12 protein-coding genes are annotated in these 12,133 nt (G+C 61.8%); 10 read left to right on the plus strand and 2 right to left on the minus strand.

What is annotated here, in order from left to right:
* Positions 1-12: 12 nt before the first annotated feature.
* From EYQ35_12110 to EYQ35_12130, 5 genes are all read left to right on the plus strand, one after another.
* Entirely contained in the window at positions 13-456 is a 444-nt protein-coding gene (locus EYQ35_12110) for a PaaI family thioesterase (GenBank protein HIF64877.1), read from the plus strand.
* Entirely contained in the window at positions 453-1,502 is a 1,050-nt protein-coding gene (locus EYQ35_12115; GenBank protein HIF64878.1) for a hypothetical protein, read from the plus strand. The genes EYQ35_12110 and EYQ35_12115 overlap by 4 nt, the downstream gene beginning before the upstream one ends.
* A gap of 125 nt (positions 1,503-1,627) precedes the next feature.
* On the plus strand, positions 1,628-3,640 hold the full coding sequence (locus EYQ35_12120) for a hypothetical protein (protein ID HIF64879.1): 2,013 nt from the start codon (positions 1,628-1,630) through the stop codon (positions 3,638-3,640).
* 273 nt (positions 3,641-3,913) lie between these two features.
* The gene (locus tag EYQ35_12125) at positions 3,914-4,177 is read left to right on the plus strand and encodes a hypothetical protein (GenBank protein ID HIF64880.1); all 264 of its coding nucleotides are present in this window, start codon (positions 3,914-3,916) and stop codon (positions 4,175-4,177) included.
* A 141-nt stretch (positions 4,178-4,318) separates the two neighbouring features.
* Positions 4,319-5,389 carry a sodium:calcium antiporter gene (locus tag EYQ35_12130; protein HIF64881.1) on the plus strand — a complete coding sequence of 357 codons (1,071 nt, stop codon included), beginning with the start codon at positions 4,319-4,321 and terminating at the stop codon, positions 5,387-5,389.
* A 4-nt stretch (positions 5,390-5,393) separates the two neighbouring features.
* Here EYQ35_12130 and EYQ35_12135 read toward each other — a convergent pair whose 3' ends face one another.
* On the minus strand, positions 5,394-6,440 hold the full coding sequence (locus EYQ35_12135) for a polyprenyl synthetase family protein (GenBank protein HIF64882.1): 1,047 nt from the start codon (positions 6,438-6,440) through the stop codon (positions 5,394-5,396).
* Positions 6,441-6,513: 73 nt separating this feature from the next.
* Here EYQ35_12135 and EYQ35_12140 point away from each other — a divergent pair, with 73 nt between their 5' ends.
* From EYQ35_12140 to coaBC, 3 genes are read left to right on the plus strand one after another with little or no spacing between them, the layout of a single operon-like run.
* The gene (locus tag EYQ35_12140) at positions 6,514-6,846 is read left to right on the plus strand and encodes a YfhL family 4Fe-4S dicluster ferredoxin (GenBank protein ID HIF64883.1); all 333 of its coding nucleotides are present in this window, start codon (positions 6,514-6,516) and stop codon (positions 6,844-6,846) included.
* Positions 6,717-7,910, plus strand: coding sequence for a flippase-like domain-containing protein (locus EYQ35_12145; GenBank protein HIF64884.1), 1,194 nt, complete (start codon positions 6,717-6,719; stop codon positions 7,908-7,910). Before EYQ35_12140 ends, EYQ35_12145 begins: the two co-directional genes overlap by 130 nt.
* Entirely contained in the window at positions 7,894-9,123 is a 1,230-nt protein-coding gene (gene coaBC / locus EYQ35_12150; protein ID HIF64885.1) for a bifunctional phosphopantothenoylcysteine decarboxylase/phosphopantothenate--cysteine ligase CoaBC, read from the plus strand. Before EYQ35_12145 ends, coaBC begins: the two co-directional genes overlap by 17 nt.
* A 12-nt stretch (positions 9,124-9,135) precedes the next feature.
* Here coaBC and EYQ35_12155 read toward each other — a convergent pair whose 3' ends face one another.
* On the minus strand, positions 9,136-10,029 hold the full coding sequence (locus EYQ35_12155) for a hypothetical protein (protein HIF64886.1): 894 nt from the start codon (positions 10,027-10,029) through the stop codon (positions 9,136-9,138).
* On the opposite strand from EYQ35_12155, the gene EYQ35_12160 reads away from it, so the two are divergent.
* Together EYQ35_12160 and EYQ35_12165 are read left to right on the plus strand one after the other, a co-directional pair.
* Positions 10,010-10,786 (plus strand): uracil-DNA glycosylase, encoded by a 777-nt coding sequence (locus EYQ35_12160; GenBank protein ID HIF64887.1) that lies wholly within the window; start codon positions 10,010-10,012, stop codon positions 10,784-10,786. The genes EYQ35_12155 and EYQ35_12160 overlap by 20 nt on opposite strands.
* The gene (locus tag EYQ35_12165; protein HIF64888.1) at positions 10,786-12,117 is read left to right on the plus strand and encodes a nodulation protein NfeD; all 1,332 of its coding nucleotides are present in this window, start codon (positions 10,786-10,788) and stop codon (positions 12,115-12,117) included. The genes EYQ35_12160 and EYQ35_12165 overlap by 1 nt, the downstream gene beginning before the upstream one ends.
* The last annotated feature ends 16 nt before the right edge of the window (positions 12,118-12,133 follow it).

Here is a 12,133-nt window from a genome sequence, read left to right on the forward strand (position 1 = left end):
GGAAAAGCAGAAATGTCTGAAGAGCAGGCCGACAGTAGCCGGGATCGTTTGTTCGCGGGGTGTTTTGGTTGCGGGCCGGAGAACGACAGCGGCCTGGGCCTGGCCTTCAAGCAGGACAACGATGGCGTGGTGTGTCGCACGGCTATCGACACGAACTTCGTGGGCTACGAGGACTTTGTCCACGGTGGAATTGTTTCGACCCTGCTCGACGAGGCCATGGGCTGGGCTGTATTCGAGGGACTGGGACGCTACGGGGTTACCAGTAAGCTCGCCGTAGAATTTCACCGCCCGGTAAAGGCGGCCATTGAACTGATCGTTTCGGCGCGCATCATTGAACAGGAAGGTACGACGGTGAGAACAGAGGCCGCCATCAAGGACAGCCGCGCCAGACTTCTTGCCAGCGGCAGTGCGGAGTGGTCGCTCGTAAGAACGGCCCGCTCCCGGACGAGCAGTTGACGACCACTGTCGAGACAGAGTCTGCTGGCCTTTACCTCCTGGTCGGCGAATCGGCCATCGTTGATCCCAGGGCCAGGAAGCTGGCCGTTGCCGCGCTCAACGGGGGCAATGTAGACACAGATCTCGCGATCCTGCGCTCCCCCGAAGCCACTGTTGCCCAGGCCGAAGCGGAGTTGTTGCAGGTCGGGATGTTCGGTGGAAACCGCTGCGCCTGGCTTCGGGGTTTTGATGCGAGCCTGGAAGGAGAAGTAGATGACCTGCTCGAGCTCGTAGAGCGCGGCGTTCCGGCGGGTGCTTGCTTGCTGGTCACCGCCAGGGTGGTTGATCGCCGCAGCAGGCTCTACAAGGCAGTCAAGGGACTCGATGGTTTCGAAGACCTGAGGATTGCCGTCGACAGGGGCGGTAACCTTGAAGAGGGCTCGGTACACGCACTGGTACGCGCGGAGTGCCGCCGTGCCGGCCTCGCGGAACCCTCGCGGGCGGTGCTCGCCCTGGTATCCGAGCGCGCGGGTAGTAACGAGGGCGTGTTGCTGGGCGAAGTTCAGAAGCTCTGCCTGGCGGTGGCCGAGGGCGGGGCGCTCGAGGTGGCCCAGGTGAGAGAGCTTATGTCCGATTACGCCCAGGCTGGCGTTTTCGGGCTGACCGATGCCCTGAGCAGGCGCGACGGCCCCGCGGCCCAGGCTGCGCTAGACGAGATGCTCGACCGGGGTCAGTTTCCCTTGATGATATGCGCGGCACTGGGAACCCACGTGGGCGCTCTGTACGAGGCTTCACGGCATCTGGGCCTGCTCAGCAGGCGTGATCTCGAGGGCAGCTCGGAGGGGTTTTCCCGCTCTGCCTGGAAGTCGCTGCCCGCAGAAGTGCGCGACGGCTTTTCGACGCCCTGGCGCGCGTTTCACCAGTTCCGGGCGGCGGCGGCTTTCGGTCCTGCTGCCCTGGCGGCCCTGCACAGCGGTGTGCTGGAACTGGACAGCGCCCTTAAATTGTCACCCCTGAGTGAGCGGATGCTCTTTGCCGGCTTCGTCTCCTCGGCCTGCAGCCGTTAGCCCCCCGGTCTTTCGTCCCGGGGAGGATGGAGAACTGGGCGAATTTTTTTTTGATAACTGGAGGCCCTGTGGTAGTTTGGCTTGAGGCCGTTGCCCTGGAACGGCCCTGATTGTAGGAGGTGTGGATGAATCCTTCCCGTTTCGGACTCTCGCGCCACCCGTTTGACCAACGGGGTGGAGCCGACAATGGGCCGCTGTCGGATGTGTGGGCCGCACTCCTTGCGGAGTTGAGAGCTGGCCTGCAGGCGCCACAGGGTATCACCCTGCTCATTGGCGAGTCGGGCACGGGCAAGAGCACTCTTGTCCGCTCTCTCGATGAGAAATTCGGTGACCTCGCCCGGGTGGTCTACGTTCCCGGGGCAGGCCCCGGCCTTCGGCACCTGCTGGGCGAAGCCCTGACGGGCCTCGGCGTGGAACTGCCGGGCAACAGCGAGGCTGACCTGGTCGAGGCGCTGCAACAACAGGCGCATAGCCTGGCCGACCGGCAGTGCGCCACCGTCATCATCATTGACGACGCCCAGGATCTACCAGCTAAGACATTGGAGAGGCTCGCCTCGCTGTTCGGCGACGATCCAGCTGATCACACGATGCTTCACGTCTTCCTCGTGGGCCGGCCTGAACTCCTTGATCGCATGAACGCGGCCTCGGATCGTAGTGTCCTAAAGCAGCTGGTGCAGGTTTGTCGAATGGATCCTCTCGACAGCGAGGAGTCGCTGGAATACATCCGTATGCGCGTTGAAGAAGTCGGCGGCTCGGTAGAGGGACTGTTTTCCGCCGAAGCCCTGAGCGGTATCGTTGAGCGTGCCGAAGGCATTCCTGGACGTATCGACGAACTTTGCTGTCGTGCGCTCGAGGAAATCGACGGCTCCGAGCCGGCCGGCTTGGAGCAGGTGCAAGCATCGGTCGAAGATAACAGAGGGCTTGAGCTGGAGCTCGAAGCAGAAATCATTGAGGAGCCGGCTGGTGGGGGCAGGGTAGTTGAGCCCGCGTTGCCTGCGGCGCACGTGTTGGGCGAGGATTTCGGTTTGGGGTCCGACACCGAAAGCGGGCGGCCGCCGAAGGCTTCTCGACGCAGGGCCAGCGGTGTATCCGAATCCACGGATGAAGATGTCGGAGTAGTCGCCAATCGCCGTCGCCTCGGTTTGTGGGCCGTGGGATTCTTTGCCGTGGTGGCAGGCCTGGCCGCAGCGCTGACCGGAAAAGGGCCGGGCGCGGATTCGATACGGATGGCCCTTGCGCCGGGCGGGCGCGATGCCCCTGAGGCCAGCGCTGACGGCAGTAAGGTTACGGCGGCTGGTTTGCAGGAAATGTCGAGGGTCGCAGTTGGTTCGCTGGGCAAGGTCGACCAGAGCATGGTGACCGCGGTGCCCGGACTGAAAGTAAAACGTAACAGGGCAGCCGAGCTTGGTGCGCGGCAGCGGCAGACCTTTGGCAAGCCGGTCAAGCCTGCAACGAGTGTGGCCAAGGCATCGCCCGGGGGCAGTGCAGCCGACAAGGCGGCCCTTGCGGTCGCCAGCATCGCGCCGGTAGCCGCAAGCCCGGCCAGGGAGCCTGCTCAAGTTGCGCCGGCCGTAGCGAAACCGGCCGCTGTGAAACTGGCCGCTGTGAAACCGGCCGCTGTGAAACCGGCCGCTGTGAAACCGGCCGCTGTGAAACCACCAGCGCCTGCTGCTCCGCTTGCTGTCGCTACAGCCTCGCTTGGCGGGGCCAAAGCCAAGCCTCGGGTCGCGGCCGTTAGATTGCCTCCAGCAGCTTTGCCGGTGGTGGCGCCACCGCCGGCGCTGGTCACGCAGCCGGTAGTGAAAAGACATATCGCGCAACAAGCGCTCAAGCCTGTTCCTGTAAGCAGGGCTCCCGTCGCAGCGGTTCCGGGGCCCGTGGCTATGATTCCGACCAGTTACTACGGCTTGCAATTGGGGGCGTTCTCTTCGGCGGCCAACGCCCAGGCGCTTCGCGGCAGGGCTGCCCGCGTGACCGGCGATGTTCACCTCGTCGAAGTCAGTCGCGACGGCGCAATTCTCTACCGAGTGGTCGCGGGGCGTTACCAGACAGAGGCGGCAGCGGGGCGGGCTAAAACAGCGCTCGCGGCAGCGGGGCTTGGTTCATTCGTCAAGCGTTTCGGCTCGAGCATTAACTGAGCCGTCGGAGGCCTGATCTGGCCATAATGCACGTCCGTGGTGCTGGGGTGGCAGGAATGCACTGCCGGTAATACAGGCCTCAGCGAGTCCGAGTCCGAAACAGCTGCTTTGTACTCCGCTTTGTCGACCAGGGCTAACCCCCTTAAATACAGACTGTTTTTGCTGTTCGGGCGGCGCGTACGGTGGCTCTGTGTCGCTGTCGGCGGTATCGCCGTGAATTCGTGTGCTGGCACTCCTCTTGCCTATAGAAAGCGCTGCCCGACCGGGCGGACTTTGCCTCAGGGAGCCCAGATGATCATCGACAACGAATCCTTTACCCAGATCGCTCTGCATGTCAGGAGGGCCTCGGACAGCCTTTTGACCGCCGCGAGAAATCTAGCCGATTTCAGTACCGATGAAAGCCACGAGGAAGAAGCCAGCGGGCTTAACTCCACCGTGGAATCGCTGGTGTCCATGAACGAGGAGTTCATTGTCCTCGAGCAGCTCTTGCGTGCCCTGTGGGACGCAAACCGTCAAGAGCAAGAACTCATCAGCTGAAAGGATAGTCTTGTAGCCTTTAACGGCGGCTTTTACTGTAATTTTTATTCGAGTTCTCGCGGCTTCACTGGCCGCTGGCGGCGGCTGAGTGTAGACTGTGCCCACCGAGGTGGTCTTCCCTGACCTCCCGCGGGCCGCCAGGTGGAATACTTTATCTCGTCCGAGTTCTTTGTGGGCCAGGCAGCCTGGCTGCTCCTGGCCGTAACCGCCACGTCCATCGCCGTGCTGGCCTGGGGTGCAGACCGACTGGTAGACGGGGCGTCGGGACTCGCGGCCGGCTTCGGGGTACCGAAGGTGGTTGTTGCCGCGACCGTGGTCTCGCTGGGAACTACCAGTCCTGAGTGTGCCGTGTCGGTTATTGCCGCCTGGTCGGGCGAACCGGGACTGGCCCTTGGTAACGCCATCGGTTCGGTGGTGACTGACACCGGTTTGATATTCGGGCTTGGGTGCCTCCTGGCAACGCTGCCGGCTGACCGGAAACTTCTCAACAGGCAAGGCTGGTTCCAGGCCGGATCGGCCCTTGTCCTGGCGCTGCTTTGCTACGGGTCGTTGATTGCGTCGGGGCGATCAGCGGTCTTGGGCAGGGATGCAGGCCTGTTGCTTATCGCTCTGCTCGTTGCCTACCTGTACTTGTCGGTGAGCTGGAGTCGGCGTGACCGGGGATCCGTTGACATGGCTGGCGACTTGTTAACGGGCGAATCGATTCTGGGTGATGCGGCAGCGCCCGTCGGCAAGCTGCTGGCCACGCTCCTCTTGGGCCTGTTGGTGGTCGTTTTCTGCAGCCAGGTGCTCGTTCTCGCGGTTTCGGAGTTGGCCGTACAGGCCGGCGTCTCTAAACTGGTCATTGCCGGTACGCTGGTCGCACTCGGGACTTCGCTGCCGGAACTTGTCGTGGGGCTGAGTGCGGTACGCAAGGGGCACCCCGAAATCCTCGTGGGAACCGTCATCGGTGCCGACGTTCTCAACGTCCTGTTCGTTGTTGGAGCATCAGCCCTCGCGGCTCCCCTGCCACTGCTCGAAACAGGCGCTGAACTTCCGGCCTTGCTGTTCTACCTGCACCTTCCAGTCATGCTGCTTATGCTGGGTTGGTTCAGGTTCTGCGTTGGCAGGGCGGGTCAAAGCGGCGTTTTCAGCCGCTGGATGGGTGGCCCGCTGATAGCCGCGTGGGTAATCTACGTAGCCGTACAGGCCTGGCTGGGCGCGGCGGTCTGAGAGCTCAACTGACGCGGGTAACCAATCCGCCGGCCAGGTCGGCGAGGCGCTGGCTGAAAATCGATTCGGGTAACCCGCCTATTGTCTCGAGCGCGGACTCTACGTGTCCAGCGGCCAGCGTGCGTACACGCGAGATCACGTCGCCGCTGCGTATGGCCGATAGCGCGGCTTCAACTTCCGCGTTCGAAGCGTTGTCGTTTGTGAATGCGTGGTGCACGGCCTTGTCGTCGAGGGCCCAGACCGTGGGCAGGGATGGGTTGCCGTCGCGAAGGTCGGTACCCAGCATTTTGCCGGTCTTCTCGGTGTCGCCTTCGACGTCAAGGATGTCATCAACCATCTGGAAAGCGAGGCCTATGTCTTTTCCGCAGGCCCCCATTCTCTCAATTTCTTCTTCGTTCTGCCCGGCGAGAAAAGACGCTATTCGCGTCCCCGCGCGAAACAATGACGCCGTCTTGCGATCAATTATTTCGAGGTAGTGGTCGACCGTCACCGCGTCGTTGCGACGATAGCGAGCCTGCATGATTTCGCCTTCGGTCAGCTGTACGCAGGCGCCGGCAGCCCAGGCGACGATTCGTTCTTCAAAACGGCCGCAAACATCGAAGGCCCTGCAGAACAGAAAATCTCCCGCCACCAGGGTGTCGGCCAGTCCGTAGCGCAGGTAGGCGGCTTCTTTGCCGCGGCGAGTGGAGTTGGCGTCGATGATGTCGTCGTGAAGCAGGGTGGCCGTGTGTATGAGCTCCAGTGCTACTGAGAGGTCGATCACGTCGGTGGCGTCGGTGCCCCCGCAGGCCCGGAAGGCGAGTAAAGCGACCGCCGGTCGTACTCGTTTGCCGCCGGCGTTGATGAGATAATCCGAAACCTCGGAAAGGCGCGGCTCCTGTGATCCGATCACCTCGGCTATACGGTTTTCGACGCGCTCGAGATCTTCGCGCAAGAGGCGATTCTGTTCGATGGGGCTGTGCTGGGTAACTGACACCGGTCGATTCTGGTCGTCTTCCGCAAAGGCGTGAGCATCCTCGGCAGCGCAGGATTCCTTCATATACGGAAGCATGTCAAGACAGCCACTTTACTGTTTCTTGTTACTGTGGCAGCTTCGGCGACAGCTCGGGAGGGCGACTGTTGTTATGGCTACCAAGATAACCGACGAGTGCATCAACTGTGGGGCTTGCGAGCCTGAGTGTCCCAACACTGCGATCTACGAAGGCGGAATCGAGTGGGAAGACAAGGGCGAAATGAAGGCCGCCATAGACGAAGACGTTTATTACATCGTCCCCGCCAAGTGTACTGAGTGCGTTGGCTTTTTTGACCAGGAGCAGTGCGCCGCGGTATGCCCTGTAGACTGCTGCATACCCGACCCGGACATCCCGGAGACCGAGGAAGCACTGCTCGAGAGGGTCAAGGTATTGCATCCGGACGCGGACATTCCGGACCCACCACCTTCTCGCTTCAGGACCTGACCACAGGCATGGCTCGGCCCGGAGATACTGCGAGAAGTTCGACCTGGTCTCGGCTCTTGATTGCGCTGTTGTTGTCGGGGCTTTTCCTTTACCTGGCGTTGCGCGGAGAGGACTGGCAGCGCGTTGGCCAGACCCTGCTGGAGGCCGACTACCGCTGGGTTCTTCCAATGGCAGGCATGGGCGTGTTCTCCCTTTTTGTTCGCACACAACGCTGGCGACTGCTCCTGAACATTTCTTCGGGCCGCCAGTTGCCGCTTGCCCCGTTGTTCTCGGCTTCTGCCGTGGGCTTCATGTCCAACATGCTACTGCCTTTTCGCGTCGGCGAGGTGATACGTCCGTGGCTTGCTTCGCGCAACACCGGGGTTCCAATGAGCCTGGCCGTCGCCACGGTGGTACTCGAACGGGTGCTCGACCTCATTGCCCTGTTGGGCTTTGCGTTGTTGCTGTTGGTCCAGCTCGACCTGCCCGCCGAGGTCGAGCTGTGGATACGCGGAGCCGGTGTCGTGGCTCTTACCGCGGTTGTGATTTTGATCGTTGTGAGATTCAACCGCGAGCGCATGCTGCCCCTTCTCGATCGAATCTGGGGCGTGTTGCCGGCGCGAATTTCGCAACCGCTCGTAAAACTGGAGCACCAGTTTATCGATGCGCTGGTGGCGGTAGGCGATCTTCGCACACTCCTCCTGCTGCTGGCCTGGTCGTTTTACGTGTGGGGGGCTATCGCCGCTTCGTTTGCCCTGGGGTTTCCGGCCTTCGACCTTGAGCTTCCGTACGTACAGGGCGGCATCGGCGTGACGACGCTGGTAGCCCTTGCAGTCGCGGTTCCGTCGGCGCCGGGCTTCTGGGGGACCTTCGAGTACGGCAGCCGCCTGGCCCTTGAAAGCGTCTACGGCACTCCCGCGGTTCTCGCGGTGGGCTACGCTTTCTTCACGCATTTCGTGCAGTTTTCGACTCAAGTCGTGTTAGGGCTTGTGTACCTGGTGAAAGAAGGGCTAAGCTTTGGCGAGCTGGGTCGGTTGGGTAAAACCAGTGCCCCCGGGCAAACAGGCGATGTACCTTCTCAATGATCGTAAACTGCTGCTCTGCGTAGGCGGCGGCATAGCCGCCTACAAGTGCGCCGAGCTCGTTCGCCTTCTAACGGGCGCCGGGGCCACGGTGCAGGTCGCAATGACCGGCGCAGCCGCCCGTTTCGTGTCGCCGCTGACCCTGCAGACGCTTTCGGGCAACCCGGTTGCCACCGACCTTCTTGACGCTTCGCAAGACGCCACTGTTGGCCACATCCGCCTGGCAGACGAAGCAGACGCGGTGCTGGTGGCCCCCGCGACGGCGGATCTGCTCGCCCGGTTAGCCCTCGGCATTAGCAACGACGTGGTGACGGCGGCCGTGCTGGCGACCCGGGCTCCAGTGGTCATCGCACCGTCGATGAATGTAAACATGTATTCGCACCCGGCGGTGCGGGCCAACATCAAAACCCTCGAAGGATATGGCTACTCTGTGCTGGAACCAGACAGTGGCGAGCTCGCTTGCGGTTGGGAGGGTCAGGGCAGGTTGCCCGACCCCGAGGACCTCGCCGACGGCCTGGCGGCTTGTTTCGTCGAGCGCGACCTAGAGGACATGTCGGTTCTCGTTTCTGCCGGTCCCAGCCGGGAAGCTCTCGACCCGGTGCGCTACATCAGCAACCGATCGAGTGGACGCATGGGCTACGCATTGGCGGCCGCTGCTGGAAGGCGAGGAGCCGCGGTGACGCTGGTCAGCGGCCCCTGCAGCCTTCCTTCTCCGAGGGATTGCTCGCTTGTTGATGTAGAGACCGCCGAAGATTTTCGCGAGGAGATGCTCGACCGGGCGGTTGACGCGGACGTGGTGATAATGGTCGCCGCCGTAGCGGATTACGCGCCCGGCACCGTAGCGAAGAACAAGATCAAGAAGGGGGATGCGCAGATGCGCGTTGACCTTGTCAAAACCCCCGACGTTCTTTCGCTGCTCGGTGAGCGTGCGCGACGCCCGAATTCGGTACTGGTTGGGTTTGCTGCCGAGACCGAAAACCTGGCTGCCAATGCCCTGGCCAAGCTGCAAAGGAAGAAGTTGGACCTCGTGGTCGCCAACGACGTGTCGGAAAAAGACGGCGGCTTCGATTCAACGGAGAACGCCGCGCTTATTATCGACCGTGACGGAAAGGACGAGAGCACCGGTTCCATGAGCAAGGATGAGCTCGCCGATCGTATCCTCGACCGAGTCGTGGCCTTGCGGCAGCCGGCCGCAGCCTCCCGCGCTGGTGCGTAGAAGAAAGCGAGGCTAGTCCATTTCGACAGGAATGCGGGGCGCGCGATTGAGCAACCGCTGCATGATTCGTTCTTCTGTCTCCCGGTCGAGGCTTCGGCCGCGGCGCAGTTTCCTGAGCTGCCGCCTCAAGCGGATACTTTGCTTGAGCATCTCGCTGCCCGTTGCGTCCAGCTCCTGGGTGAACGAACGTTTTTTGTGAACCAGCAGGTCCATGACGGCGTGAACGCAGGCGTGGTTGTAGCGATCCACGGTCGTACGGGGCAGCGAGTATCGCGAACTGCGGTTGACCGTGTTGACCAGCAACTGCCACTGCTCGAGTTTGCTGATGCCCATGAGCGAGTCGAAGATTTTCTTGTTGGCCTTGAAAGAAAGCAGGGTGTGTTCGATCGTCTGCTCTACCAGCTCGTCGCAGTCCTCGTAAGTAAACCCGAGCACCTGCCTGGCGCGGCGCCAGTAACGGATTTGTTGCAACCCGTCCATGCGCGCTTCCCAGTAGGCGTGCCCCGATGTGCGGGCACGAAAGCTGATCAGGGTGTGGATGGGGACGAAGTGATTGTGCGACAGGATATCGGCCGCCAGGTGGGTCATGTAACCCCACGCGAAGGCTTTTTGTCCGTCTCCGCGAGCCTGGCGCACCAGTTCCCAGGCGACGGACCAGCCGTGGCAGTGGGTAGCCAGTGACTTCGTGTACGCCTTTGCTTGTACGATGTCGGCCCCGATACAACCGTAGAGGTAACGGTTCTCGTTCGCCCCGATGATGGCTTGTAGGGCAGGGGGCAGGCTGGTAATATTCGCCAGCACCTGCGAGCCATGAACAATGTGGGTTATGGGGCCCCAGGCGAGCGCGCTGTCGGGTAGACCCAGTATGGCCAGGAGCACGGCGACGATGGTGAACAAGGCAAGCATAGTGGGGGCCCGGCAACTGGCCAGCGATTATTTAAGTCGGGAGCTTGAGTTGGGTCTTGAGTTTCTCCCTGTCTTGCGGTCAAAGCCAGCGCTTGTTCCCGCCCAGGCGTGTGCGGCGGATGCAACTGACCCGAGACCCCGGCTCGAGGGCGCGCCCGACAAGGACCGCCTGCTGCTGGAGCCCGAGGTCAGCGCTGCGAGTTCCTTGCTGGAGCTGGGAACTGTCCTGGGTGACTGCCAGCGGTGCAAGTTGGCCGGTGAGCGGCGCAGTATCGTCTTCGGCGTCGGCAACAGCGATGCCCGCTTGATGTTCGTTGGCGAAGCCCCTGGCGAGGACGAGGACCTCCAGGGCCTGCCCTTCGTGGGCAAAGCAGGGCAGCTGCTCGACAAGATCCTCAGCGCAGGGATGGGCCTCAGTCGTGAGGAGGTCTACATTGCCAACGTCGTAAAGTGTCGGCCTCCAGGAAATCGCAATCCGCAACCCGACGAAATAGTTGCCTGCGAGCCGTTTCTCTTGAAGCAGGTCGAACTCGTAAACCCCGAGGTCATAGTGACCCTCGGTGCCTTTGCGACCCAGGTTATGCTGCGAAACCGGGTGGCGATATCAAAACAGAGAGGGCGTTGGCAGGACTACCACGGTGTGGCGCTGATGCCGACTTTTCACCCCGCTTACCTGCTGCGATCGCCGTCTGAAAAGAGAGTTGTGTGGGGTGACATCAAGTTGGTGATGGCTCGCCTTGGCCTGGAGCAACGCTGATGGCCGAGCTGCGAATGAGAGCGGCGCTGATAGGCATTGTCGCGTTACTCTTCGTGTTGCTCGCGCCAGCGTCTAACTGGGCCTCGGGAAGGGTGGTCTACCGTGCGGTGGTAGACGGACCCATCAGTCCTGCGGTGGCGGACTTTATAAAATCCTCGATCGAGCAGGCACACGATGCCGATGCCGCGCTGCTCATCATCCAGCTCGACACTCCGGGTGGCCTGCTCAATTCTACCAAGACCATTGCCAAGGACCTCCTCGCGTCACCGGTGCCGGTGGCTGTATGGGTGGCGCCCGGAGGTGCCGGGGCGATTTCGGCTGGCGTCTTCATAACCCTCGCTGCCCACGTGGCCGTGATGGCTCCAGGCACGACGATTGGCGCGGCCCACCCGGTGTCGGGACAGGGCGGCGACATTAAAGGCGACATGCGCGAGAAGGTAGAGAACTACGCCGTGTCGTTTGTTGAATCGATAGCGAACCGGCGCGGTCGTAACGTAGAGTGGGCCGAGAAAGCGGTGCGCGAGAGCGTCGCTATTACCGAGGTGGAGGCCGTCGAACTGGGCGTAGTGGACTTTGCGGCCGGCGATATTGCCGAGCTGCTTCAGAAAGCGTCGGGCATGGAGATCGAACTCGCTGGCAAAATGGTCACGCTCGACCTGGCCTCTTTGGCCGACCTCCCCGGCGGGCCGGCGGTGCACGAGATCGAGATGACGCTGAGGCAGAAAGTGCTCAGTATCATCACCGATCCCAACATCGCTTACCTTCTCATGATGGCCGGCATGCTGGGTTTGTACATGGAGTTTTCTAACCCAGGTACCATCTTTCCCGGCGTGGCCGGTGCCATATGCCTGTTGCTGGCGTTGCTTGCGTCGCAGGTGCTGCCTATTAACTCCACCGGCGTGTTACTGCTGGTACTGGGAATGGCTTTCCTCCTCGGGGAGTTGGTAATGCCGAGTTTTGGCGTGCTTGGTTTCGGCGGCATAATCGCGCTGACGCTTGGTTCGCTGTTTCTTTACACACCGGAGTCGAACCTGGCGGTAGACACGGGGCTTATCCTGGGAATGATGCTCACATTTACCGCGGCCCTGCTTGTGGTCGTTGTGCTGCTTGTCAAAGACAAGCGCAGGCCGTCAACGACGGGAGCCGAGGGTTTGGTCGGAGAGATTGGCGTTGCCTCTGGTGATCTTCGCGAAGTTGGCACGGTGCGCGTGCACGGTGAACTCTGGCGGGCCAGGTGCGGACAGGAACTTGAGAGTGGGACGAGAGTCCGGGTCGTGTCGATCGATGGACTTGAGCTGACCGTTGTAGTTGATGAAAGCGGGTCGCAGTAAGCCCGTAAGAGGAGAA

The sequence above is a fragment of the Candidatus Binatota bacterium genome, assembly GCA_012960245.1.
In the GTDB taxonomy this organism is placed as follows: domain Bacteria; phylum Desulfobacterota; class Binatia; order UBA1149; family UBA1149; genus UBA1149.